Origin of the sequence: Sphingomonas rhamnosi (genome assembly GCF_036663615.1) — a bacterium.
Classification (GTDB): Bacteria; Pseudomonadota; Alphaproteobacteria; order Sphingomonadales; family Sphingomonadaceae; genus Sphingomonas.
In genome coordinates, this window is the sequence record NZ_JAXOJJ010000005.1 from 44,678 (window position 1) to 70,555 (window position 25,878).

A 25,878-nucleotide genomic window follows, 5' to 3' on the forward strand; every position below is an offset into this window, starting at 1 on the left:
TCAGCTTTCGGGCCCGACCGTCACGCGCAGGCCGTCCAATGTTGCATCGAACGGGATCTGGCACGACAGCCGCGACGTCGGCAGGTGGCGGTCCAGACCGTCGATCAGATCGCGCTCCTCGGCGGTCATCGGCGGCAGCTGTGCGGCCTGCGTCGGATCGACGACGACGTGGCAGGTGGCGCACGACAGGCAACCGCCGCAGAGCGCGAGGAGTTCGTCGACCCCGTTGTCGCGAATGACCTCCATGACCGAAAATCCGGGGGTGGCGGTGAGCGTCCGGGTTTCGCCGTCGCGCGTCGTTACGATGAGAGTGGGCATATCTAGTCCTGGGGTAAGGCTATAGTCGCGGCCGGCGAACCGCCGGGCGGGCAGGGGTACGGCTGTGTAAAGGGGGGCACGCGTCGAGAACGCGCCCCCTTTCCCATCAATAATGGAAGCGGAACTCGACGCCGACGCGGCGGGGCGTGAGCACGCCGCGTGAGTAATAGCGTTCGACCACATCGGTGCGGACCTGGTTGAACGACGAGATGTCGTTGCTGATCGCGGTCACGGCATATTTGTCGAAGATGTTATCGGCGAACAGCCCGACCTCGAACGGCTTGGTGACGTAGGCGAGCGATGCGCTGTGCGTCACATAGCCGGGGATCGCTTCGCCATTGCCGCGCAGCCCGACGCGCGAATAGATCTCGCCGCGGTAGATCGTCCCCCAGGTCGCATCGATCCTGCGGTTGCCGCCGAGCGGATGGCTGTAGCGCAGCTGTGCGCTGCCCGAGTTCTTGGCCGACCCCGGCAGGCGATCGCCGTTGAAGGCGTCGTCGCGGACGCCCTGGCTCGCCACGAGTCCGGTGACGTCCTCCGTCAGATGCGCGTCGACATAGGAATAGGTTCCGGTGATCGCGAGATTGGGGGTGATCTTGACCGTCGCCTGGACGTCGAACCCCTGCGACACCGCCTCGGCGCCGTTGACGGTGATGCCGATCGCGCCGTTGAGCGTCTGGCTCGGCACCTGCACACCCGACCATTTGACGTGATAGCCGTCGAGCGTGAGCTGCAGCCGGTCGTCGAACAGGCTGGCGCGGAGGCCGATCTCGGCGTTGCGCGTCTTGTCCGGGCCGTAGACCAGCTCGTCGGGCAGCGCGCAGAGCACCTGACCACCCGATGCGGCCCTGGCCAGATCCTCCGCCGTACACTCGACGACCTGGTTGACGCCGCCGACGCGGTACCCGGTCGAGTAGGTGGCATAGGCGAGCAGGTCGCTGCTGAACTTATACGACGTGTTCGCTTTCCAGACGAAGCCGTCCTTGCCGGTCTCTCCGGTCCGCACCCGGGCGGGATTGATCGTCGTCGATGGGAAGTCGCCGATGCCGACGCCGATCAGCGGCAGCGCGCTTCCCCCCGCGACGGTGGAGTCATATTTGAAATAGCGCAGGCCGCCGGTCACCTGCCACTTGCTGGTCAGGTTCAGCGTGGCTTCGCCGTAGACCGCCTTTTCGACCGTCTTGCTGCGGAGCTGGGCGATATATTCCAGATTGTCGGGTCGATCGAGGCCCGCGAATTCGGCAAATCCCGGCGTGTATTCGCGGCGGTCGGTATTGAGTTTGAGGCGGTTGTAGAAGCCGCCGATCACCCAGCTGAGCGGGCCGCCATGCGTCGAGACGAGGCGCACCTCCTGGTTCAGCTGCTTATATTGGCGCTCGTTATTGGCGTAGGACGAGAACGCCGGGAATGCCTCGTATCCGTAGTCGAGGTCGAGCAGCAGATCGGTGTTGTCGTCGACGCTGCTGATATGCTGTTTGGTATAGGCAGTGGTGCTGACCAACTGCGCAATGTTGCCGAGCGCGATGTTGAATTCGGCGGAGAACAGGTCGGCGCTGCGGTCGACCGGTTCGAGGTAACGGAACGGTGCCTCATACTTGCCGGTGTCGAGCACGCCCGCGCCGTTGGCTTGGCGCCCGCCGGTCTTTGTGGTCTGGTGCGCGTAGGTCAGATACGCTTTGATGTTGGGGTTGTATTCGAGCAGCAGCTGGTTGCGCGTGGTGAAGGTGTGTTCATAGTTCACATCCTCCTTGCGCTTGAAATTGGCGGCATAATCGTCGGTGGTGCCGAGCGATCCGGTCGAGGTCGCGGTCGCACGGCCGGGCTGCGGGTCGGACACGCCCGGCTGCTGCAGCAGGTAGTTGTAATCCATAAAGCCGGCATTGTCGTAATAGCCGGTCGAGGTGCGAAACGCGATGTGATCGCGGACGATCGGGATGTTGATCGCGACGTCGCCGACCGCGCCGAAATCGTCCGAATGCGATTGCGCATAGCCGCGACCATGGACGTCCATCGAGAAGCGGTCGGTCTCCGGGCGGTTGGGAATGTAGCGCACCGCGCCGGCGAGCGTGCCGAGCCCGTAAAGCGTGCCCTGCGGCCCCTGCAGCACTTCGACGCGTTCGATGTCGATCAGCTTGAAGTCGAGATAGAGCGGCACTTCGCCGAGATAGACGCCGACCGAATCGCCGCTGTTGGCGCCGAACACGCTGGTATCGCCCGAGGCGATTCCGCGCAGGATGATGCCGCCGGTCGAGGCTGGGCCGGTATCCGCGACGGTGACGCCGGGCGTGAAGGACGCGAGCGAGCGGATGTCGTCGAGGCGCTGCGACTGGATGGTTTCCTGCGAGACCGCGCTGATGTTGATCGGTGCGTCCTGCAGCGTGGTCCGGCGGCGGCTGCCGGTGACGATGATCTCGTTGGGGTCGGAGCCGGCGGTGGCTTCTGCGGCGGACGCGGGTGGTGCGTCCTGCGCGTCCTGTGCCAGCGCGGGCGTACCCGTCACGCCGACCAGCGCGGTCGCGCACAACAAACCTGCGCGCGAAAATCGTCCTGCCATGTAAGCCCCCTTGATACTGTGAACCGCCGTCGCCTCCCCATGCTCTGCTTGTCGGCGTCGGCACCTCGTTCGGGGCCGATCGCTTGGATGCAGAGTGTGGATATTCCGGGCGGACCGACATGGGGTGTTTGACGTAAGCCGGGGTAGAGCCGCACCTACGTCAAACGGCGAATGCCGCGCGGGCGGGACCTGCGCTAGTCGACGGCTATGGTGGCTTTCGCTCTTCGTTTTGCACGCATCGGATCGGTCGGGCTGGCGTGCGCCTTGGTGACGGGTGTCGCGCAGGCAAAGACGCAAACCCGGGCGCGGCTGGTGCATTGCGGAGCGGACAGCTGCGTGCGTCTGTCGGGCCAGCGGCTCCGCGCGACGACGGCCATCCGGGTCGGTGGGCGTGAGCTCGCCGTCGAGGGCGGGCGGTCCTGGCAGGCAACGATCCCGCTGGCGACCGCGCGGACCTGGCCGATCGCGCGGGACTATGCGGTACGGGTGGTCTTTGCCGATTCCGATGCTGGCACCGAAGCGACCGAGATGGTGCCGTTGCCACCCGGTGCGCTCGGCATGCGAACCCAGATCGCATCGTTGGTGGTCAGCGCACGCTGACGGTGCGGACCGCGCGCTTGTGATCGCGCAGCGTCACTCCTACATTCCTGGAACCCAATCGCCGCAGAGCGATGGGCCCGCGCATGCAGGAGATGATGAATGAAGATCGGTCTGGCGGCCTGTGCCGCACTTCTGGCGGCCACGCCCGCCTTCGCCGCCCCCGGCAGCAATCCGTTTTCCGCCGACAGCGCCGTGCTCGATCTCAACGGGATTGATCTCGCCAGCGTCGATGGCCAGCAGCGCCTGGCGATCCGCGTCGATCAGGTGGCGAACAAGGTCTGCGGCGAGCGGCTGAGTTCGATCCATCTGGCGCTCGGCGCGCAGGCGCGCGGATGCCGCGCAGACGTGATCGCCGATATCCGCACCCGTATCGCCACGGCTACCGCGGCGCGTGCGCCGGCGCGCGACATGCAACTGGCGATGCGCTGACCCCCGCCGGGGCTGCTGCGGACGAGGTGCCGACTGCAGCTCCGTCAAATGGCGTATGGTTGCCATGATGGCGCAACCTACGCTTTGCGTATGAAACGATCGAACTTCCTCCGTGGCGGGCGCCGCGCTGCCTTGTGCCGTGCGACGGCGCTGATCGCCGGTGCGCTATGCGTCGTCGGTGCTGCACCTGTCGACGTCGGGCCACGATTTGCGCACTGGATCGACGGCACGACGCCGACCGAGCCCGAGACGCAGGTGCAGCGAATAGATGCCAATACCTTCGTCATCCGCCAGTCGGTCAAGACCAATTTCGAAGCGCCGTTCCTGTATCTGCTGTTCGGCGGCGATCGCGCGCTGCTGATCGATAGCGGGGCGGGCGGGCTCAAGATCCGCCCGACGGTCGACCGGCTGGTCGACGACTGGCGCGCCCGTCATGCCGGTCGGCCGATCCGGCTGATCGTCGCGCATTCGCATGGCCACGGCGATCATCACGGTGGTGACGACGAATTCCGCGCGCGGCCGGATACCGACGTCGTTGGGCTCAAGCCCGACCAGGTCGCCGCGTTCTTTGGCATTCGCGACTGGCGGCGCGAGATCGGCCGGTTCGATCTCGGCGGGCGCGTGCTCGAGATCGTCCCGACCCCGGGGCACGAGCCCGCGCACATCATGGTCTATGACGCGCGCACGCGGCTGATGTTCTCGGGCGACATGCTCTATCCCGGCCGGCTGTACGTCCCGCGCGACCGTTTCGATGCCTTCCGGGCGAGCGCGGATCGGCTGGCGGCGTTTGCCAGGACGCATCCGGTTCGCGCACTGCTCGGCGCGCATATCGAGATGACGACGACGCCGGGGCAGGATTACCCGATGGAGGCGCCGACACATCCGTCCGAGCACGCCCTCGCGCTGCCGCCGTCGGCGATCGGGGAACTGGACAAGGCAGCCACGTCGGCAGAATCGCCACCAGCGATCGATCGGCATCCGGATTTCATCGTGTATCCGGTCGCGCCCCGACCCGACTGATCATTTCACGCCCGACTACTTCCCGAGCGTCTCCGGCTTCGCCCACCACGACATGGTGTGCGCGTCGTGCGCGGTGGTCCACACGCCCGCGGCGGTATAGCGCAACGCACCGCTGCCCGCGGGCTTGCCCAGCCGCGCGGTGATCGCGAGCGACGCGGGGTCGATCACCACGAAGGTCTGGCCCGCCGTGGTCCGCAGCCACACTTTGCCACCGCCGGTGTCGATGTCGCCATATTTCAGCGTCGCGTCGACCTTGACCCGACCCGACACCGCACCGGTCGCCGGATCGATCCGCGCGACGGTGCCGTCGCCCTGTTCCTGCACCCAGACTGCGCCCTCGCCGGCGGTGAGGAAACCGGGCTCGCGGCCGAGTGCGGTCGTGGCGACGACGCTGTTGGTCGCGGGGTCGATCTTTTGCAGGCTGTTCTGCGTCCCGCTGGCCGCCCACAGCGATCCCATGCCGAAGGTGAGGTAGAAGCCGTCCGGATTGGTCTTGACCGTCGCGGTGACGGTATTGGTTACGGGGTCGACGCGGGCGATCGCGCCCTTTGCGTCGCTCGCCACCCAGATCGATCCCGCGCCGGCAACGACGTTCAGCTCGCCCTTCGGATTGGCGATCCCGGTGGCGACGACCGCGGTGATCTTCGCGGTCTTGATGTCGATACGGGTGAGGGTCAGGTCCTTGCAGTCCGCGACCCACAAGGAGTCGAACGCGATCGCCATCGCGCCGCACGGATGCGCCATCGCGACCGGGGCACGCTTGCCGTCGAGTGACCAGCGTTCGACGCGGCCGACATTGGTCGCCCACACCGTATCGCCGTCGACCGCGAGGAAATCCGCGAACCCGGGAACGGTCATGACTTTCTCGGCGGGGGCTTCGGCGAATGCCGGGGTCATCGCCATCCAGCTGCCGATCACGGCGGCAGCCCATGTCTTCAATGTCACGCTGGTCTCCAAACGCTGTCGTGGTCGGTCAGGGGTCGTTCGGATCAGACGGCCGCCTCCACATCGGACTGCTCGCGCCGCGCCTTGATCCGGTCGATCAGGGGCCGTGCGGGGAACAGGAATTGTTCGGGGACCGACAGCCGCCGCCGCTCGTCCTGACCGACCAGTTCGGCTTCGCCCTCGCAATAGGTGCCGAAGATGCGATCGAGCAGGATCAGCGAATTGCCGAAATTGCAGCGCGTCGCTTCATAGCTCGTCGAATGGTGCAGGCTGTGGTTGCGGATCGTCGTGAAGACGAAGCCATACCAGCGCGGCGGATCGAACCGCGTGTTGGCGTGCGCGAAGGTCGACACCACCGTCAGGATGTTGAGCCCGCAGAAGATCGCGGCCTGCGGCAGATCGAGCAGCGCGACGACGCTGAGCGTGATCAGGAACAGCTCGATCGGGTTGCCGACCGCGCCCTTCATCGCATTGAGCTGGGTCAGGTGGTGATGCGGCGCGTGCGTCGACCAGAAGAACGCCTGGTTGTGCATCAGACGGTGCATCCAATATTGCCCGAACTCGATCAGCACGACGACCAGCGCGACCTGCAGCACGAACGGCATCTGCATCGCCCACGGCGTCGCGATGCCGAGCGACTGCTTCAGCGCCACGAGCGGATCATCGGCGAGCGTCCGCGTCGCCCAGGCAATCACCGTGTAGCTGAGGACCACGTAGAACACGTCGGTGAAGAATTCACGCTTGGTCAGCCGCCAACTCGCATGGCGTTCGTTGACCCATTCGAGCGCCTGGATCAGCGCGGTCGTCAGCAGGGTTGCGACCACGACCGACCAGGGACTCGCGATCCAGTCCTTCGGGCCGAGCGCCCAGAACAGCACGACCGCGGCGACCATCACGGGTTGCACGTAACGCATCAGGACAGTGTTCATCGCATTCCATCCGCTGGCGCCGGCGAACAAATGGCCGACCTGCGGTTGCAGGATAGGCCGGACGAACGGCCGTCACAGGTGTGCGAATGACGTACGCGGTGGGCTACTCGACCGCGATGCCGTGGCGGATCAGGAACGCGCGGGCCGGTGCCAGGGCATCCGCGTGGATCCGCCACCGATCCACCGCGTCGCGGTACAGCGGGCGGCGGACCTGCGCCGCGCTCGGGGTCGAGACCGGGGCCGCATTGGCGTGGAAATCCAGGCAGGCGTCGGACCAGTCCAGCCCGCAATGCGCGAGCAGGCGCGCGGTTTCTTCGCGCTGGTTGTCGACGAGCGATTCATAGCTGAGGTCTAGCACGCGCCCGGGCAATGCCTGACGCCACAGCGTCATCAGCTGGTCGAAGCGTTGGTAATAGGCGGCGATGTCGAGCAGGTCGTAGCTATAGTCGTAATAGCGCGAGCCGATCGCGAACAGGTTGCGGAAATTGGCGAGAATCGTGTCCATCGGGTTGCGGCGCAGGCAGACGATCCGGGCGTTGGGCAGCGCGCGGGCAATCATGCCGACATAGACGAAATTGCCGGGGAATTTGTCGACGAAGCGCGGACGCGCGCCGGGCATGTGTGCGGCGGCGCGGGCGAGATAGTCGCGACCGATCGCGCCGGGATCCGCCCGTGACGCGGCGCGCAAGGTTTCGGGATCGAGGACGGTGCGGCTGCGCGTGCCACCCGCCGCCTTCACCGCGAGCGGCATCGCCTGGAGTTCACCGGCGCTCTCGACGTCGTGGTGCGACGACAGGATACGGTCGACCAGCGTGGTGCCCGTGCGTGGCATGCCGATGACGAAGATCGGCGATTCCGGCGAGGGATCGGAGACGCGCGCGCCGGCGATCGCGGGCCAGCACGCCTCGACCGCATCGAAATTGGCGGCGTCGTCGGCGAAGCGATAGGGGAGGGTCGCGCGGTGCTCGGCATTGGCTTCGGTGAGAATGGCGAACGCGCCGCGGGGGTCGGCGAGGTCGTCGGTCTCCTTGGCGAGCGCATAGCCGAGCAGCAGGCGGTCGTGCGGTGCGCGGGCCGTCTTGCGGATGCTGGCCAGGCGGTCGATGTGGTTGCGTTCGGGCGTCTGACGGCGCAGCCCGGCGAGCAGATGATGCGCGCGCGCGTCGTCCGGCGCCAGCGCGAGCAGCGCCTCGAGCGCGTGGTCCGCCTCGTCCTGCCGCCCGACAAAGCTCAGCGCTGCGGCCTGATTATAGCGGAATGCGGTGTTCGCGGGCGCGAGCCGCACTGCTTCGGCGAAATGCGGGAGCGAGGCGGCGTGATCGCCGAGCCGTGCGTAAACGCACCCCATCGTATCGCGCCCGAGTGCGTCGGTCGGGGGTGATGCTTCCGCGGTGGCCAGCGTCCTGGCGGCATCGGCATCGCGTCGTACGAGCGTGTAGAGCCGCGCGAGTTGGGCGCGATATTCGCCGTGGCCGTCGCGCGCGACCGCGGCTTCGATCAGCTCGATCGCGATGCGCACCTTGCCGAGGGCGGCAGCGCTGATCCCGGCGAGGAACGCCGCTTCGGCGCAGCCCGGTGCATCGTTCTGCCAGCGGGTCGCCGCGGCATGCGCGGCGCCGTTATCTCCGCGTGCCAGGGCGGCGCGGATCGCCGCTGCCGGGGTGGCCGGTTCCGCCATGCTAGCGAGTCAGCGTGGTGACCGCGATCGCCGTCGCCGACGCGCGGTTTTCCACCCCCATCTTCTCGAAAATCTGTTCGAGATGCTTGTTCACAGTGCGCGGGCTGATCTCCAGGATCGCGCTGACCTCGCGGTTCTGCTTGCCGCGGCTGATCCACAGCAACACCTCGGCCTCGCGCGAGGTGAGGCCGTGCTGGGCGGCGAGCATCGCCTGTTCCTCGCCCTCGTGGCGCTCGGTCAGGCGGAACACCCATTGGTCGGCGGCGGTGTTGCGCAGCAGCCCGGCCTCCAGCGTGCGATCGCCGGCGGCCACGGTGATGCAGGCACCGGGCGTCGGTGCGCGCGCCTGCAAGAGGCGGAGCGCCTGCAGGAACGGCTCGGGCAGCCGGGCGGAGGCGCAGGACCAGCCGGGGAACAGCCGTTCGAGCATCGCGCTCGCCGCCGGGGTCAGCCATTGCGGCTCGCCCGCGCCGTCGACCGCCAGCGCGGGCCGCCCGCTCATGTCGAGCGCAAGCTGGCTGCCGTGCGCGACTCGCGCGGTGGTCAGGTGAACGCGGATCCGCGCGAGCAGCTCGTCGATAACGATCGGCTTGCTGACGAAGTCGATTCCCCCGGCGTTGAGCCCGCGCACGACGTCGCCGGTCTCGGTCAGCCCGGTCATGAAGATGATCGGCAGGTGCTGAAACGCGGGGATCGCCTTGATCCGCCGGGTGGTCTCGAACCCGTCGAGATTGGGCATCACCGCGTCCATCAGGATCAGGTCGGGCGTGACGGTCTTGAGCAGAGTGAGCGCGGCGAGCCCGTCGATCGCGATCAGCACGGTCATCCCGGCGCTTTCGATCGTCGTGGTCAGGAACCGCAACGCATCGGGCGCGTCGTCGACGACCAGAATGACCGGCCGGGCGGCGTCGGCAGGTTCAATGCGCTGCGTCATCGATCGTCTTCTGCAGCGAACGGAGGTCGAGATCGTCGAGCTGGCGCCGCAGTACGGCAACCAGGTGCGCGGCGGCCGGGACCGCCTTTTCGAAGGCATCGAGCGTCGTTTCCAGGCCGCGGACATGCCCGAGCGGGGCGAGGTCGCGCAGGCGATCGAGAAACGGCGTCGCCGTCGGTGGCAGGAGCACCGATGACGCCGGCGTCTCCGGCGCGTCGATCGCCTGCTCCTCCCAACACAGGTCGAGCTGGGTGCCGATCAGCGCGATCAGCGCGTCGAGTTCGACCGGCTTGGTGATGAACGCATCGTGGCTGCTTTGGCCATCGCCGCCGGCGCGGAATTCGTGCGCGTCGGCGGACACCATCACGATCCGGAGCGCCGCGCCGTGCGCCGCGCGAAGCCGATCGGCGACGTCCCAGCCGCTCAGCCCGGGCATCTGGATGTCCAGCAGCACGATGTCGGCCGCGGTGCGCTTCGCCAGGTCCAGACCTTCGGTTCCATTGGCGGCGGTATGGACGACGAAGCCCAGCGCGCCGAGCAGCGACTGCAGGATGGTGCGCTGCGCGGGATCGTCGTCGATCACCAGAACGGTGCGCCGCGCGCCCGCATAGCCGGTGATCTTCGCCCCCTGCGCGGTGGCGCGCACCGCGACCATCGGCGCGGGGAGCATGACGCGGAAGCGGAAGCTGCTGCCGACGCCGGGGGTGCTCGTTACGGCGACGTCACCGCCGAGCACGCTCGCCAGCACGCGCGTGATCGCGAGACCCAGGCCGATCCCGGGCTGACGTCGTGCTTCCTCCGTACTGCCGCGCTCGAAGGGTTCGAACACGCGGTCGATGTCGTCTGCGGCGATGCCGATTCCGGTATCGCGGACCTCGATATCGGCGACCTGGCTGCGATAGCGGACGGTGACCACGACGCTGCCGGCCTGCGTGTATTTGACCGCGTTGGAGACGAGGTTGATCAGGATCTGGCGCAGCCGCTTCTCGTCGGCCTTGACCTGCACCGGCAGCCGGTCCTCGACGTCGAGCGTCAGCGCGAGGCCCTTGGCGGCCGCCTGCGCGCGGAACATGGCGACGACGTGATCGAGCAGCCCGCGAATGTCGATCAGGTCCGACCGGATCGTCAGCACGCCGCTCTCGATCCGCGAGATTTCGAGCAGCCCTTCGACCAGATTGGTGACATGCTCGGCGGAGCGCCGGATGATCGTGCCGACCTGCGCGCCCGACAACGTGTCGTCGCGCTCCAGCAGCTGCGCATAGCCGTAGATGACGTTCAGCGGCGACCGGATCTCGTGGCTCACCGCGACGAGATAGCGCGTCTTCGCCTCGTTGGCGGCCTCTGCGGTCGCCTTGGCGCGCTGCAGGTCGGCGATGTCGATCGACTGCGATGCGGTCATGATCCGCCCGGACGTTGCAGCGTGTCGATATAGGCGCGCCAGCCGCCGAGCGCGGTAATGTTCTCGGCGCCGGTGATCGCGCGCGGTTCGGCGACGAAGCCCTTGACGGTCGATCCGTCGGCAAGCGTGACCGAGCCGATCGCGAGCGGGGCGGGCACCTCCGCCACGAAGCTGCCGAACGCCGCGACATCGAGCTCATAGACCTCGACCGCGATCGCGGCGCCGCCAGCGTCGCCGGCGTGGATCAGCGCGGGTTTGGGCGGGGTCGAATTGGCCATCGCGTACAGCGTATAGGACGGCGCGGTGGTGGTGGCACTGACGAACCGCGCGTCGCGCGAGGTGAGCTGCCAATGGAGCGGCATGCCTTCGAGATGGGCGCCGACGACGGCGAGCTTCACGGTGTCCATAGGGTCCTCGATGGTCAGGGGCGGGGAAGGGGGAAGCGCGGCGGCGGCGAGATACGTCTCGCCCGCATCGAGCAGGCCCTGGTCGGTCCAGGCGGGGCCGATCAGCGTGATGCCGAAGCCGGTGCGGTTGTCGCGAAAGCCCGCGGGTAGCGCGAGCGCGGCCATGTCGAGCAGGTTCACGAAATTGGTGTAGACGCCGAGGTTGCTGTTGAGCGCGATCGGCGCAGCGCGCATCTCGGCGATGCGATAGATCGTCGGCGTGGTCGGCAGCGCAAGCAGGTCGATGTCCTGCCACATCGCGTCGGCGATGCGTTGCAGTGCGGCGAGGTGGTATTGGCCTTCGAACACATCGACGCCGCTGACGGAACGCCCGTCTTTCATGATCGCGCGGACGGTCGCGTTGATCGCCTCGGGGTTCGTATCGAGCAATGGCAGGGCAGCGGCAGTGCGCTCTGCCACCCACGGGCCGCCATAGAGCAGCATCGCCGCCTCGCGGAGCGGCGTCATGTCGATCTCCACGAGTTCCGCGCCCTTGGCGAGCGTCGTCAGCGCCTGATCGTAGAGGCGCTCGGACGTCGCGTCCCCGAGGAAGAGCCGCTGGTCCGGCTGGGGCACACCGATCCGGCGCGGCGCGACGGGACGATCCTCGCAGCGACGGGAATAGGCGTCCGCGGCGTCGAAGCCCGCGACCACCGCGTCGACCGCTCGCGCGTCGGCGATGCTGTGGGTCAGCACGGTGATGCAGTCGATCGTGCGGCAGGCGGGGACGAGACCGGCGGTGCTCCAGCGTCCCTTGGTGGGTTTCATGCCTACCAGGCCGTTGAACGCGGCAGGCACGCGGCCCGATCCGGCGGTGTCGGTGCCGAGCGCGAACGCGACGAGTCCCGCCGCTACCGCTACCGCGGAACCCGAGCTCGATCCGCCGCTGACATAGGCGCGGTTGAAGACGCAGGCGGGCGCGCCGTACGGGCTGCGCGTGCCGTTGAGCCCGGTCGCGAACTGATCGAGATTGGTCTTGCCCATCGGGACCGCACCCGCCGCGACGAGGCGATCCACCACCGTTGCGGATACGGCCGGCGTATAGGCGAAGTCTGGGCAGGCCGCGGTGGTCGGGACGCCCGCCAGATCGATGTTATCCTTGATCGCGAACGGCACGCCGCCGAGCGGCAATGTCTCGCCAGCAGCGATGCGGGCATCAACGCGTCGTGCCGCTTCCAGGACGTCTGCGCCGGCGATACGGGTGATCCAAACCGCGGGCTGGATCGCGGCATAAGCGTCGATCCGGGCGAGCGCGTCGCGGGCGACGGTCACCGCATCGGTGCGCCCGGCGCCGACGGCGGCGGCGATAGAGCCGACTTCGAACGGCACGTCCATCACGCGACCTCCACCGCAAGCATCGCGCCGCCGGGTGAAAGCGGTTGCCGCTCCTGCACATAAACGCGGCGGACGATGCCGGTGACGGGGCTCAGCACCGGCGATTCCATCTTCATCGCCTCGATGATGCCGATCGTGTCGCCCGCCGTCACGCTTGCCCCTTCGGCGACCAGCAGCTTCCACAGGCTGCCGCCAAGCGGCGCCTCGACCAGTTCGCAGCCGTCGGGCAGGTCGATGTCGGCGGTCTCGGCACCCGCGCCTGCCTCCTCGGTCAACGCCGCGACCCGGTCGAACTCGCCATTGCGTTCCCAGTCGGCGCGCTCCTCGTCGAAGGCGGCCTGGCGCTGCGCCTGGAAGGCGGTGATCGACGCGGCGTTGTCGGCGAGGAAGGCGCGGTAGTCGGAAAGGCGGAACACCTCCTCCTCGATCCGGATCGCCCGCCTGCCGAGCGGGAAGTCGCGGCGCCATTCGGTCAGCTCGTCATGGCTGACGGGGAAGAAGCGGATGCGGTCGAAGAAGCGCAGCAGCCACGGCTTGCCGTCGCGGAACGCGTCGGTCTGGCGCCACGCATTCCACACCTGGATGGTGCGGCCGAACAGCTGGTAGCCGCCGGGCCCTTCCATGCCGTAAATGCACATATACGCCCCGCCGATGCCGACGACGTTGGGCGGGGTCCAGGTGCGCGCCGGGTTGTATTTGGTGGTGACGAGGCGGTGGCGCGGGTCGATCGGCGTCGCGACTGGCGCACCGAGATAGACGTCGCCGAGACCCATTACGAGATACTCGGCGTCGAACACGATCCGCTGGACATCGTCGATGCTGTTCAGCCCGTTTACGCGGCGGATGAACTCGATATTGTCGGGGCACCAGGGCGCGTCGTCGCGGACCGACTCCATATATTTGTCGATCGTCTGGTAGATCGCCGGGTCTTTCCACGACAACGGCAGATGGATCACGCGCGAGGGAATCTCGAAATCGTCGAGCCCGCCCAGTCGCTCTTCGGCGGCGGCTAGTGCGTCGAGCAAGGCGGCCTGGCTTAACTGGCGGCTATCATAGTGGATCTGCAGCGAGCGGATGCCGGGCGTCACGTCGATGATGCCGGGCAGGCCCATCGTGTCGATCTCGAGCATCAGCGCGTGGACGCGCAGCCGCAGCTCAAGGTCGAGCATGATCGGGCCGTACTCGACGAGCAGGTTGCGGTCGCCCTGCTGGCGATAGATGACGGCTGGACGGACGCCCTGCGCGTCGATCGCGCGCAAGATCGGCGAGCCGAGATGCTCCAGCGGGGCCGGGGCGGGCGCAGCGGATAGCGTCGCGACGAGCCGGTCCTGCGCCACCTCTGCAGCGACCGCCGTCGCGTTGTCGATCGGTGCGAAGCGGACGGTGTCGCCGGGTGCGAGCTGGCCGACCTTCCACAGATCCGCCTGCGCGACCACGAACGGGCAGACGAAGCCGCCGAGCGACGGGCCGTCGGGGCCGAGGATGATCGGCATGTCGCCGGTGAAGTCGACCGCGCCGATCGCATAGGCGTTGTCGTGGATGTTCGACGGATGGAGCCCCGCCTCGCCGCCGTCCTGGCGCGCCCAATGCGGCTTGGGACCGAGCAGTCGCACGCCGGTGCGGTTGGAGTTGTAATGCACCTTCCACGCGGTCTCGCGCAGCATCGCGATGTCATCGGCGGTGAAGAAATCGGGGGCGCCGTGCGGGCCGTAGAGCACGGCCAACTTCCAGTCGCGCGTGATCGCGGGCTGGTCGTCGGGGGCGAGTATTGCCGATACCGAAGCAACGTCCGTGCGGCCGAGGTGGAGCGTGTCGCCGGTCATCACCGCGCGGCCAGCATGGCCGCCGAACTCGCCGAGCGTGAAGGCGCTGCGGCTGCCGAGGAACAGCGGCACGTCGACCCCGCCCCCGACCGCGATATAGCCACGCATGCCGCCGCCGGCGACGCGGCCGATCTTGAGCGTCTGGCCGGCTGCGATGTCGACGGGAGCGTAGGTGGCGACCGGCTCGCCGTCGAGCGTCGCACCGAAATCGGCGCCGGTCAGGCACAGACGGGTCGCGATGTTGAAGTAGAGGGTCGGCCCGGCGGCGGTGATCTCGAGACCGGCGGTGCCTTCGTCGTTGCCGAGCAGGCGGTTGCCGAGGCGGAAGGCCAGCGCGTCCATCGGTCCCGAGGGCGGCACGCCGACATCCCAGAGGCCCAGGCGGCCGGGATAATCCTGCACCGTGGTCGAGGCACCGCCGGCGAGCACGCGGATCGTCCGCGGGGTGTAGGCGATGTCGGTTAGGGCTCGAGTCGACACTTCGCCGCTGGTGAAGACGTCGGAGCTCACCACGGTCCGCAGCCAGTCGAGGTTGGTCTCGATCCCGGCGATCATCGTGTGGTCGAGCGCGTCCTGGATCGCCGCCACCGCAGCGTCGCGGGTGGGGGCGGTGACGATCAGCTTGGCGAGCATCGGATCGTACCAGGCGGAGACTTCGGTGCCCGCGGCGATCCAGCTGTCGACGCGCGGGCCTTCAGGGAAGGACACGCCGACGAGCCGGCCCGAGCTCGGCCGATAGTCGTGCGCGGGATCCTCGGCATAGAGACGGACCTGGATCGACGCGCCTACGGGCCTGGCCTCGAAGCCGTCGAGGAAGGTGAAGTCGCCGGCCGCGCCGCGCACCATCCAGGCGACCAGGTCGACGCCGGTCACCTGCTCGGTGATGCCGTGTTCGACCTGCAGCCGGGTGTTGACCTCTAGGAAGAAGAAGTCGTCGCGTTCGGGATCGTAGAGGAACTCGACCGTGCCTGCCGAGCGATAGTTCGCGGCGCTGGTAAGGCGGACAGCGGCGTCGATCAGCGCCTGGCGCGTCGCGGCGGGGAGCAGCGGGGCGGGGGTTTCCTCAACCACCTTCTGGTTGCGGCGCTGGAGCGAGCAGTCGCGCTCGCCGAGTGCGACGACATCGCCGGCGCCGTCGCCGAACACCTGCACCTCGATATGCCGCGCGCGTGCGACATAGCGTTCGAGGAACACGCCGCCGTCGCCGAAATTCCCCGCGCCGAGCCGCGCGACGGTGGCGAAGCCCTCGCGGATATCGGCCTCGTCCGCGCATACTTTCATGCCGATGCCGCCGCCGCCGGCGGTCGCCTTCAGGATGACGGGGTAGCCGATCGTCGCGGCGGCCTCGACCGCAGCGGCTTCGTCACGGAGCAGGTCGGTGCCGGGGGCGAGCGGCACGCCCTGCGCGGCGGCGAGGTCGCGCGCGGTGTGCTTCAGGCCGAACGCGCGGATGTTGTCGGGGGTAGGTCCGATGAACGCGATTCCGCGCGCGGCGCACGCTTCGGCGAAGGCGGTGTTCTCCGACAGGAAGCCATAGCCGGGGTGGATCGCCTGCGCTCCGGTCGTTTCCGCCGCAGCGAGGATCGCCTCGACGTTGAGATAGCTCTCTGCGGCCGGCGCGGGGCCGATGCGGACCGCCTCGTCGGCCTGCGCGACATGCGCGGAGCCGGCATCGGCATCGCTGAACACGGCGACTGATCCGACACCCATCGCCTTCAATGTTCGGATGATGCGGCAGGCGATCGCGCCGCGATTGGCGATCAGGACTTTGGTGAACATCATGCGGACACCAGCATGCGCACGGGCGTCGGGTTGAAGCCGTTGCACGGATTGTTGATCTGCGGGCAGTTGGAGACGACGACGATTACGTCCATCTCCGCGCGCAGATCGACGGTCAGGCCGGGTGCGGAAATGCCGTCGACGATGCCGAGCGTGCCGTCGGCCTCGACGGGCACGTTCATGAAGAAGTTGATGTTCGACACCATGTCGCGCTTGCCGCGGCCGGCGCGGACATTGGCGTCGAGGAAATTATCGACGCAGCTATGCTGGGCCTTGGTGTGATGGCCGTACCGCAACGTGTTGGATTCGCACGAACATGCGCCGCCGATCGTGTCGTGATAGGCGACGTTGGTGGCGGTGATCGTCATCATCGGCCGGCCTTCGTTGGACAGCAGCACCGCGCCGGTGCGCAGGAACAGGTTGCGCTGCGCGGCGATCGTGTCCTGCGCACTGTAGCGCTCGGAATCATCGGCGGCGACGTAGATCAGGAAATCCACCGCCTGATTGCCTTCGAGATCGACGATGCGCAGCGTCTCGCCGGCCGCGATGCGATGCATCCAAGGCGCGCGGGCGGGGACGGTTTCGTCGAGGCGGATGGTGGTCATATCGATCATCTTCTCAGCGCGCATACAGATCTTCGGTGTTGAGGAAGGCGCGCAGGCCCTCCGGCGTGGCGGTGCGGATCGGGTCGTCCTCCGCCGCCGGGCTCCCGCGCCACGCGGTCGCGCGAAGCGGCGTGACGGTGTAGTCGGGCCGCGCGTCGAGCACGTGGGGGCAGTTGGCGATCACGACGATCAGGTCCATTTCCGCGCGCAGCAGTAGCGTGCGGCCGGGGGCGAAGGGGCCGATCTGCGGTTCGGTCGTGCCGTCCTCGGCGATGCGGACGCCCTTGAACCAGTTCACGCACGGGTGGACGTCCTTGCGGTTGAGCCCGTGCTTGGCGACGCCGAGCATGAAGCGATCGCGCGCATTGGGCTGCGCGCCGTAATTCTTGCCGTTCCCATAGGCGCGCGCGTTCGACGCCTCGTTGGACGCGCCGCAGAATGCGTCGTGCGTGCCGGCTTCGTCTTCGAGAATGGTCATCATGACGCGGCCCATGTCGGACAGCAGCAGCCGGCCGGTGCCGAGATAGCCGTTCCACTGCACCTTCAGCGTGTCGGCGACGTTGAGCCGCTCGGTCGGCGTTTCGGCGTTGAAGACCAGCATCGACGCACAGGCATCGCCGGCGAGATCAACCAGGCGCAGCCGCGTTCCGCGCGCGATACGGCGCGAGGCATAGCCTGCGGGCGCGATCGTCTCCTCCCATACCACATCGCCGGGCGCGTCGTCCGCGGCGGCGGGGAGGGTGGGCATCGATACCACGCGCGTACCCATCATGGCGCGGGCATGGTCGCGGGCTCCGGTCGGATCGGCGGTGTTCGTCATGCTAAGTCTCGCTGTGAAAGATCGCCGCCGAGCGCCTCGACCAGCGCCGCGGGCGGGGCGGTCTTGCGGTCGAGCGGCAGGTCATAGGTGACGGCCGCGCCGAAGCGGTGCGGCGCGTGCGGATCGTGGCGGCGCTTGTCGAAGGCGAGCACGCGCGTGCCGAGCTTGAACGCCTCGCCGATATCGTGCGTCACCATGACGATGGTCAGGCCGTGCTCCGCCCATAGCCGCGTGATGAGCGCGTGCATGTCGAGGCGGATGCCGGGATCAAGCGCGCCGAACGGCTCGTCGAGGAGAAGGATGCGGGGATGCTTGACCAGCGCCTGCGCGATGGCCAGCCGCTGCTGCATCCCGCCCGACATCTGCGCGGGGTAGACGTCGAGGCTGTGTTCGAGCCCGACTGCGGTGAGCATCTCGACCGCGGTGTCGCGGGCCGCACGCCGCGCCGCGCCGAACAGCCGCGCGGCGAAGGGCGCCTGCCCACACTCGATCCCGAACATCACGTTGCGCAGCGCACTGAGGTGCGGAAACACCGAATAACGCTGGAACACGACGCCGCGATCGGCGCCGCATTCGGCGCGCATCGGCTTGCCGTCGAGCAGCAACTGGCCGCGCGTCGGCGCTTCTTGGCCGAGGATCAGACGGAGGAACGTGCTTTTGCCCGCGCCCGACGGGCCGACGACCGCGACGAAGCTGCGTTCGGCGATGGCGAGCGAGACGCGTTCGAGCACGATCTTGTCGCCGTATTCGACCCAGATGTTGCGGAGCTGCAGCAGCGGGGTCATCGGCCCGCTCCATGCGCCCAGGGAAAGGCGCGCCGGCTGACGAACAGCAGCAGCGCATCGCAAAGGATGGCGAGCAGCGAGATCCAGGCGACGTACGGCAGGATGATGTCCATCGCGAAATAGCGCCGGACCAGGAAGATGCGGTAGCCGAGCCCGACATCGGCGGCGACCGCCTCGGCCGCGATCAGGAACACCCAGGCGGGGCCCATCGACAGCCGCAGCGCCTCGATCAGCCGGGGCATCAGCTGGGGCAGCGCGACGCGGATGGCCGTCTGCCAGCTGTTGGCGCCAAGTGTCTGCGCCTTGGCGAACTGTTCGACCGGCAGGCTGGCGACGAAGCTGGTCAGGTCGCGCGTCATGAACGGTGCAATGCCGATCGCGATCAGCGCGATCTTCGACGCCTCGTCGAGCCCGAGGACGATGAACAGGATCGGCAGCACCGCGACCGGCGGGATCACCGCGATGATCGCAACCAGCGGGCCGAGCACCGCACGGGCGAGCGGTACGACACCGAGCAGCAGGCCCAGGATCAGCGCCGACGCGGTGGCGATCGCGAGCCCGATCCCCAGGCGATACAGGCTCGCGAGCGTATCGGCGACGAGCACGATGCGGTCGGTGGACGGATCGCGATCGGTGGTAAAGTCATGGATCGCCTGCGCCATCGCGCCGAACGTCGGCAGGACCTTGTCGGCCGGGTTCTCGAAATGGCGCGCTTCGGACGCAAGCAGATAGACGAGCAGGAGAGCCAGGATCGGCAGCGCGCCGAGCAGCATGCGTGCGCCGGGCCGCGGGCGGATGTCGACGAGGCGGGTCACCGACGCCGAGCCCGGCGTGCGTTGGCAAAGGATGGCAGCAGCGTCATCTCGTCCCCAGATTGCGCAGGCCCGCGGGCAGGCTGCTCCATTCGTCCGAGCGGGCGCCCCGACGTTGTCCGTTCGTCGTCGTGTCGCGCGGCTATAGTTTTCCGTCCGCCGCCATCGTCATGTAGCTCGGGTCGAACCGCAGCTTCACGTTCTTGGGATTGCCCAGCGTCTTGCCGCCGGCGAAGCTGATGCCGATCTCGTCGGCCGATTTGGCGCCGGCGCCGAACAGGCCGTGCGCGAAGCTGAACTGGCGGACCCGGTCGGTGACCGTGACCAGGTCCGGGTTCTGCGCATAGGCCGCCGCATCCTGTGCACGCGCGTAGAGATGCGTCGTCTTGAGCTGGTCGTCGAAGCTCGCCGCGGTCGCGCCCGCGGCCTTGGCCATCGCCGCGCGGGCTGCGGCTCCGGCCGCATCCTGGCGTGTCATGATCGCCATCGTCTCGTACCAGATCCCCGCCAGCGCTTTGCCGAGATTGGGGTTGGCCTTGAGCGTAGCGGTGCTGACGTTCAGCGTATCGAGGATCTCGTTCGGGATCTTCGAACTGTCGAACACCATCGTCGCGCCCGGGGTGGCGCGGATCGTCGACAGCTGCGGGTTCCACGTCGCGACGGCGTCGACACCGGGCGCGGCGAACGCGCCGACGATATCGGCGTCGCCCGTGTTCACCGTCTTCACGTCGGCGAGCTTCATGCCGCTCTTTTCGAGCCCGCGCGCGAGCAGGAAATGCGACACCGACAGCTCGACGAGCTTGACCGAGCGGCCCTTGATATCGGCCATCGTCCGGCCGTTCTTGAGCACGACGCCGTCATTGCCGTCGGAATAGTCGCCGATCAGCAGGACCGTGGTGTCCTTGCCGCCCGCCGCCGGGATCGTCAGCGCGTCCATCGTCGTGCAGACCACGCCGTCGAGCTTGCCGGCGGCATATTGGTTCACCGATTCGACATAGTCGTTGACCTGCACCAGGCGGATCTGGATGCCGTATTTGTCGGCCCATTTCTTCACGATGCCGGACTGCTGTGCGTACGCCCAAGGCATCCACCCGGTATAGATCGACCAGCCGATCGCGAACTCGGTCTTCGCGCCCTCGGCGCTGGTCGCCGATCCGGCGGGCTTGCCGCTGCCGCACCCGCCGAGCGCGAGCAGGACCGCGGCCGCTGCAACGCCGTTTAGCCACCGTCGAGACACCATCACGCAAGCCCCTTAATCACTCGGGCACGTCCCTGAATGCGCGTCCGATACCCCCGCGTAGACGGGTTTATCGGCAGGGCAGATCAGGCCGCGACCTCTGTGACGGACGTTGCCGTGGCAGGAATCATCGATGAAGAGACAAAATTCTGATGAAAGACATAGATAAAATCTATGCCCTGCGTTGCGCCCTATGCCTGCGGGTGACTTCGTCGAGGAAGAGTTGCGTCGCGGTGTCGCGCGACGGGTCCGCGCGCGCGAGTAGGAAGATGTCATAGGCAGGCTCGTCATCGCCGTGGAGCAGGGGCCACAGCCGCCCCTTCGCCACCGCATCGGCCGCGGCGAGGACGGGTAGAAAGCCGATCCCGACACCCAGCGTGATCAACCGGATCGCCTCGTTGATATCCTCGGCATGACCGGTCGTTCTCGTGCCGAGCCGATAGCGCCGGCGCAGCCGCGTGATCGTGTCGAGCTCGTCTTCGCCGGTCAGCACGAACCCCTCGTCCTTCAGCTCGCCCAGCCGCGCTACGCGGTGCCCGAACAGCGGATGGCTGCGCGCGCAGTAGATCTGCTGGTGTTCCACGAACAGCGGTTCGTAGACCAGGCTACTACGCGCGTTGCTGTCATAGCCGACGCCGATCTCGGCCTCGCCATGTTCCAGCGCGTCGAGCACCGCGCGCCACGGCGACACGCGGATCTCGATATGGATATTGGGGTTGCGGCGGTGGAAACTAGCGATCGCCTCGTCGAATTCGGGTGACGTCACCGCCGAGATCAGCTGGATTCGGACGATGCCCTCGATGCGCTTGGTCGCCTGCGCGACCTGGTGCGGCACCATCCGCGCGGCTTCGAGCATCTCCTCGCATAGGCCCAGCACCGCGTTGCCCGCCGGAGTCATCTCGACGCCGACCGACGATCGGTTGAGCAACTGGACGCCGACCTGCTCCTCCAGCCGTTTCAACGCGGCGCTGATGCTCGGCTGCTGCTTGTTCAGCTTGCGCGCGGCGGCGCCGATCCCCCCCGCGCGGACGATCTCGACGAAGGTGCGCAGCAGGTTCCAGTCGACGCGGCTGGCGAATGTCGTGTCGGGCAAGATCGCGCGGTGAACCAAATAACCAACTCCAGGACGCTCAAGCCGCATACCTTAGCCGCGCACCCCCGGCGCGCAACGCGCCTGCCGTATACGTCCGATGACGTATGACGCTGCGCAGCAATTTGGGCCATTTTGTACCGCGACACAGACTTCGCGGGGACAAGATGGCAGGCGTTCGCGTAGGAAACAGGATAATCGGGGCGGACTCCCCCGTCACCGTGGGTTGGGAAAACATCCCCAAGGTCGAGGGCAGCCCGCTGAAGGTGGCGTTCTTTACCTGGTTCCAGCCGACGATGCTGTTCGCGCTAATCGCGTTCTGGTTCTACGCGCCCAATTCGATCGCCAAGGCCTCGACCGCGATCGGCATCGGCATCGGCTTCAGGGCGTTGCTACTCGGGCTCGAATGGCTGACCCCGCGCCACGAAAGCTGGCGGCTGACCTGGAAGGAGGTGACCACCGACCTCTTCTATGTCGGGCTGGGTTTCACCGTGATCCGGTTGATCGACAGCTATGTCGGCGACGGCGCGATCATCGAGGCCGTCCAGCACGCGCTCGCCTGGGAGAAGTTCGCCTGGTTCACCGGGCTGCCGTTGCTCGTCCAGGCGCTGACGATCTCGCTACTGTTCGATTTCGGGCAATATTGGATGCACCGCGGGATGCACAACTGGCATCCGCTGTGGCTGACCCATGCGCCGCACCACTACATCACCCAGTTGAACGTCAACAAGGGCGCGGTGGGCAATCCGGTCGAGCTGTTCCTGATCGGGCTCGGCGTGGGCGGCTTCTTCGATTTCGTGCCCCGCGCCGCGCTGCTCGCGGGCAGCTTCGGTCTGGCGGTCGGCACCTATCAGCACATCAACGTCCGTTTCAACTCGCCGCGCTGGTGGCGCTTCCTGTTCAACACCACCGAGCATCACAGCGTCCATCACTCGCGCGACTATGAGGCAAGCCGCAGCAACTATTCGAACACTTGGGTTATCATCGACCGGCTGTTCGGCACCTGCGTCGATGGCGAGGCCGAACTGCTGGGGATGGAGGGCGGGCGCCGTATGTCGGTGCGCGAGACGATGACCTATCCCTTCACCGAAGCCTGGAAGGCGCTGAGGGAGCGGTTTTCGCGGCAGCCTATGGGCGCGGCGGTACCTGCCGAGTGACCGGCGCCGCCCCACGTGCATCCCATCGTCTGCCCATCCTACGGTCCGCGCGACCGCATGGCGCCCCCGAAAGTGACCGCATGACGCCAAACCTTATCGACTGGATCTGGCACGTCCGGGGCAGCGTGCCGCTGGCGGCAGGGCAGTCGCGTGAAGAGGCCTTCGACCGGCTCGATCCGCTGTTCCGCGAGACCGGCACGAGACACGAACGCGCCGACGGAATGCTGACGTTCGAGAAGAAGGACCAGGCCGCGCAGGACCGGATGGCGATCTTCGACCACGGCGTGCTTCGAATCGAGAACGGCGTCGCCGGAGCGGTGCTGCGCTACACTCTGTTCAGCCGGGCGCTGTTGTTCTGTTTCCTGGCGCCGCTGCTGTTCCTCGGCATCGCGCAGCTGACGATCGAGATCGGCAAGCATCAGAAGCCCCCCGAGGCGAGCGAAAAGTCCAAGAAGGCCGCAGAGGCGAAGAAAAAGAAGGTCGTGCCGCTCAACCCGATCGACAAGGCGCTGGGCGCGCCCGAACCCGATCCGCCGGGCAAGAAAAAGGACAAGGACGAGGACAAGAAGCCGTCGCCGACGCCCGCCTATGTCTTCGCCGGGATCTTCGCCGCGCTGTATGTCATCGGGCGGATCCTCGAGGATCGGCTGATCAAGTCGCTGTTCCGAAAGCGGTTGGCGGAGGCCTGACGCCGCTTTCCGATGCCCTCGCGCGTCGTAGGAGCGGTGCCGACTCCGGCCACGGAGTTTGCGACGGCTGCAAAGGCGACTAGACGGACCGCGTGGACATTTCCCTGATCTCCCCGGCCATCCATCGCTGGTTGTCGCGCGCCGGTGTCGCGCGCCTCGCTACGGTGGCGGTCGCAGTTTCGGTCGCAGTCGCGTCGCCCGCAGCCGCCAGCGATTTCGACCTCGCCGGACCGGTGCTGCGTGCGTCGGTGGCACGCGGTGGCGTGACCCTGCCGCTGTCGCAGGTGCCCGATCTCGCGACCGGCGACCGGATCACGGTCGCGGTCGAGCTGCCGCGCCAGCAGGGCGCGCGCTACCGGCTCGTGCTCGCGTTCCTGCGCGGCGCCACCAACCCGCCGCCAAAGGACTGGCTGTTCGAGGCGGAGAGCTGGAAACCGAAAAAGGCGACCATCGTCGCGGTCGTGCCCGAGGGCGCGCAGCAAGTCCTGGCATTGCTGGTGCCCGATACGAAGGGCGCGGTCGATGCGGTTTCCGGCGCCATTCGCGGCAAGCCGGGGGCGTTCGTGCGCGCGTCGCAGGAGCTCAACCAGGCGATGCTCGGCAGCGCCCGGCTCAGCGCATTCGCCGAGGCGCTGCGCCAGCGCGATGCCGCCGGCGCAGCGGCCGTCTCGCCGCAGCTGGCCACGACGCTCGGGGTGAAGCCCGATCCGGCCTGCCTGCAACGCCAGCCCGACACGCGCGCTGGCTGCCTGACTCAGGGTAGCAACGTGGCGGTCTTCGCCGACAGCCAGACCAATTCGATCGCGCAAACGCTGGCGGGGGCGCCCGCCGATATCGCGCTTCAGCTGAGCGGCACGCCGCAGGGCGGCTATGGCTATTACAGCCCGTATATCGGCGTGGTCCGTGATCTCGCGCGGATCCTCGGCGCGTTCCAGTCGGCGCAGCTGCAGTTCATCCCCGCGCTAAGCGTTCAGCGCGGCGCGACCACAGAGTTGCTGCTCAACACGGTGCCGTCGTTCCGCAAGCCGCAATCGGTGCTCGTCGCCGCTCTGCCCCCGGTGGCACCGCCCGCGTTGCCGCCGGTCGAGGCGACCGAGCGCCGCGCGCTATGCGCCTATACGCCGAACCTGCTGCTTGCGGTGGCGGGCGCCCCGCTGCTGTTCGCGACCGATTACGCCCGGCAGGTCGCGCTGCGCGTGCGTGGCAAGGACGGGCAGACGCTGGAATTCCCCGTCGTCGCGGACGCGGCGCAAGGGGGCTATGTCGTCGCGACGATGGCGACGCCGGCGACGCTTGGGCCGGGCGCGACGGGAACGCTGCACGGGCTATGGGGCTTCACCCCGTTCGAGGGGCCGAGTTTCCGGCTGGCGGGCACGACAGACGCGGCATGGCGTCTCGCGGACACGACGCCGCTGGTGGTCGGCCGTGACACCCCGGTCACGCTGGTCGGCGGCGCCGCGGCCTGCGTGGCCGAGGTATCGCTGGAGCGCGACGGCGCGCGCACCCCGATGACGATCGCCGAGCAGGAGGGCGATCGCCTGGCGCTCAAGGTGCCCCTGACCGGTATCGCGCCGGGTCCGGTCACGCTGCTGGTGCGCAGCTACGGCGCGGACCAGCCGCAGCGGCTGACGCTGCGGGCGCTGTCCGAGGGCAGCCGCCTGACGAGCTTCGATCTGCATGCCGGCGACCGCGAGGGCGTGCTGGTCGGCACGCGGCTGGATCAGGTCGCGACGCTGACGCTTGGCGGCGTGACGTTCCGGCCGCAGACGTTGGGGCGCGCCGGGCTGGCGGATCGGCTCGTGATGACCACCGACGAGGGCGCGGTGGGCGCGTTGCGGCCGGGGCAGCAGGATCAGGCGACGGTGACGTTGGCCGACGGGCGGACGGTGCCGCTGAAGACCAGGATCGCCGCCGCCCGCCCGGCCGCGAGCTTGATCGCCAAATCGGTCGAGCCCGCAGGCGCGGTCGCTGTCCCGATCTCGCTCGGCGCGCCCGATGCCGTGCCGAACTCCGCCAAGCTCAGCTTTTCGATCCGCGCACAGGGTGGAACCCGGTTCACCGCGGACACCAAGGTCGAGATTCGCGCGCTCGACCCGGCCGTGGCCAAGACGCTGCCGGTCCGGCTCCAGGATACCGCGGTGGCGATCGCCACGTTCGTGCCCGAGGAGGCGCTCGGCGGTTCGGCGCACGGTCCGCTGACCTATCGGGTCGTCGAGAACGGGGTTGCCGGCGACTGGATGCCGCTGGCGACGCTGGTCCGCCTGCCGACGCTGACCGCCTTCGCCTGCGCCGGCGAGTCCTGCGTACTGAGCGGCGGCGATCTGTTCCTGCTGCAAAGCGTATCGACCGGCGCATCGGGCGTGCCTGCTATCGGGGTGCCGGATGGTTTCGCGGGCACGACGATTCCCGTGCCGCGGGCGCCCTCGGGGCGGCTGTTGCTGCAACTGCGCGACGCGCCGAACGCCGCGGCGTCGATCGGCTACCCGCGCTAGCA

Annotated in this window: 21 protein-coding genes; 6 read left to right on the plus strand and 15 right to left on the minus strand. The window is 67.8% G+C overall.

The window, feature by feature from the left end; translation table 11 throughout:
- The gene (locus U1701_RS11810; protein ID WP_332782766.1) at positions 1-318 is read right to left on the minus strand and encodes a 2Fe-2S iron-sulfur cluster-binding protein; all 318 of its coding nucleotides are present in this window, start codon (positions 316-318) and stop codon (positions 1-3) included.
- 106 nt (positions 319-424) lie between these two features.
- Entirely contained in the window at positions 425-2,872 is a 2,448-nt protein-coding gene (locus U1701_RS11815; RefSeq protein WP_332782767.1) for a TonB-dependent receptor, read from the minus strand.
- A 210-nt stretch (positions 2,873-3,082) separates the two neighbouring features.
- Between U1701_RS11815 and U1701_RS11820 the strand changes: the two genes are divergently transcribed.
- The 3 genes from U1701_RS11820 to U1701_RS11830 all read left to right on the plus strand — a co-directional run bounded on the left by U1701_RS11820 (position 3,083) and on the right by U1701_RS11830 (position 4,921).
- Positions 3,083-3,472, plus strand: coding sequence for a hypothetical protein (locus U1701_RS11820; protein ID WP_332782768.1), 390 nt, complete (start codon positions 3,083-3,085; stop codon positions 3,470-3,472).
- 99 nt (positions 3,473-3,571) lie between these two features.
- Entirely contained in the window at positions 3,572-3,901 is a 330-nt protein-coding gene (locus U1701_RS11825) for a UrcA family protein (RefSeq protein ID WP_332782769.1), read from the plus strand.
- 90 nt (positions 3,902-3,991) lie between these two features.
- Positions 3,992-4,921, plus strand: coding sequence for an MBL fold metallo-hydrolase (locus tag U1701_RS11830; RefSeq protein WP_332782770.1), 930 nt, complete (start codon positions 3,992-3,994; stop codon positions 4,919-4,921).
- 15 nt (positions 4,922-4,936) lie between these two features.
- On the opposite strand, the gene U1701_RS11835 is transcribed toward U1701_RS11830, so the two are convergent.
- The 13 genes from U1701_RS11835 to U1701_RS11895 form a co-directional block, all read right to left on the minus strand.
- Positions 4,937-5,824: a Vgb family protein gene (locus tag U1701_RS11835; RefSeq protein WP_332783047.1), complete on the minus strand. Its 888-nt coding sequence runs from the start codon at positions 5,822-5,824 to the stop codon at positions 4,937-4,939.
- 86 nt (positions 5,825-5,910) lie between these two features.
- Positions 5,911-6,780, minus strand: coding sequence for a sterol desaturase family protein (locus tag U1701_RS11840; RefSeq protein ID WP_332782771.1), 870 nt, complete (start codon positions 6,778-6,780; stop codon positions 5,911-5,913).
- A 118-nt stretch (positions 6,781-6,898) separates the two neighbouring features.
- A complete protein-coding gene (locus U1701_RS11845; protein ID WP_332782772.1) occupies positions 6,899-8,473 on the minus strand; it encodes a tetratricopeptide repeat-containing sulfotransferase family protein in 1,575 nt (524 codons plus the stop codon).
- 1 nt (position 8,474) lies between these two features.
- Positions 8,475-9,407: a response regulator gene (locus U1701_RS11850; protein WP_332782773.1), complete on the minus strand. Its 933-nt coding sequence runs from the start codon at positions 9,405-9,407 to the stop codon at positions 8,475-8,477.
- Positions 9,391-10,806 (minus strand): ATP-binding response regulator, encoded by a 1,416-nt coding sequence (locus U1701_RS11855; RefSeq protein ID WP_332782774.1) that lies wholly within the window; start codon positions 10,804-10,806, stop codon positions 9,391-9,393. Before U1701_RS11855 ends, U1701_RS11850 begins: the two co-directional genes overlap by 17 nt.
- Positions 10,803-12,587: an allophanate hydrolase gene (gene atzF, locus U1701_RS11860; protein ID WP_332782775.1), complete on the minus strand. Its 1,785-nt coding sequence runs from the start codon at positions 12,585-12,587 to the stop codon at positions 10,803-10,805. Before atzF ends, U1701_RS11855 begins: the two co-directional genes overlap by 4 nt.
- Positions 12,587-16,192 (minus strand): urea carboxylase, encoded by a 3,606-nt coding sequence (uca, locus tag U1701_RS11865; RefSeq protein WP_332782776.1) that lies wholly within the window; start codon positions 16,190-16,192, stop codon positions 12,587-12,589. Before uca ends, atzF begins: the two co-directional genes overlap by 1 nt.
- Complete coding sequence (locus U1701_RS11870) at positions 16,189-16,803, minus strand: urea amidolyase associated protein UAAP2 (RefSeq protein ID WP_332782777.1); 615 nt, start codon at positions 16,801-16,803, stop codon at positions 16,189-16,191. The genes uca and U1701_RS11870 overlap by 4 nt, the downstream gene beginning before the upstream one ends.
- 4 nt (positions 16,804-16,807) lie before the next feature.
- The gene (locus U1701_RS11875) at positions 16,808-17,614 is read right to left on the minus strand and encodes an urea amidolyase associated protein UAAP1 (protein ID WP_332782778.1); all 807 of its coding nucleotides are present in this window, start codon (positions 17,612-17,614) and stop codon (positions 16,808-16,810) included.
- Entirely contained in the window at positions 17,611-18,399 is a 789-nt protein-coding gene (locus U1701_RS11880; protein WP_332782779.1) for an ATP-binding cassette domain-containing protein, read from the minus strand. The genes U1701_RS11875 and U1701_RS11880 overlap by 4 nt, the downstream gene beginning before the upstream one ends.
- Positions 18,396-19,172, minus strand: a complete 777-nt coding sequence (locus tag U1701_RS11885) for an ABC transporter permease (protein WP_332783048.1) — start codon at positions 19,170-19,172, stop codon at positions 18,396-18,398. Before U1701_RS11885 ends, U1701_RS11880 begins: the two co-directional genes overlap by 4 nt.
- 181 nt (positions 19,173-19,353) lie before the next feature.
- Positions 19,354-20,451 (minus strand): putative urea ABC transporter substrate-binding protein, encoded by a 1,098-nt coding sequence (locus U1701_RS11890; protein ID WP_332783049.1) that lies wholly within the window; start codon positions 20,449-20,451, stop codon positions 19,354-19,356.
- Between the two features lie 169 nt (positions 20,452-20,620).
- Positions 20,621-21,589, minus strand: a complete 969-nt coding sequence (locus tag U1701_RS11895) for a LysR family transcriptional regulator (RefSeq protein ID WP_443026044.1) — start codon at positions 21,587-21,589, stop codon at positions 20,621-20,623.
- Positions 21,590-21,705: 116 nt separating this feature from the next.
- On the opposite strand from U1701_RS11895, the gene U1701_RS11900 reads away from it, so the two are divergent.
- The 3 genes from U1701_RS11900 to U1701_RS11910 all read left to right on the plus strand — a co-directional run bounded on the left by U1701_RS11900 (position 21,706) and on the right by U1701_RS11910 (position 25,876).
- Positions 21,706-22,695, plus strand: a complete 990-nt coding sequence (locus tag U1701_RS11900) for a sterol desaturase family protein (protein WP_332782781.1) — start codon at positions 21,706-21,708, stop codon at positions 22,693-22,695.
- An 80-nt stretch (positions 22,696-22,775) separates the two neighbouring features.
- Positions 22,776-23,384, plus strand: coding sequence for a hypothetical protein (locus tag U1701_RS11905; protein WP_332782782.1), 609 nt, complete (start codon positions 22,776-22,778; stop codon positions 23,382-23,384).
- Positions 23,385-23,476: 92 nt separating this feature from the next.
- Positions 23,477-25,876, plus strand: a complete 2,400-nt coding sequence (locus U1701_RS11910; protein ID WP_332782783.1) for a hypothetical protein — start codon at positions 23,477-23,479, stop codon at positions 25,874-25,876.
- The last annotated feature ends 2 nt before the right edge of the window (positions 25,877-25,878 follow it).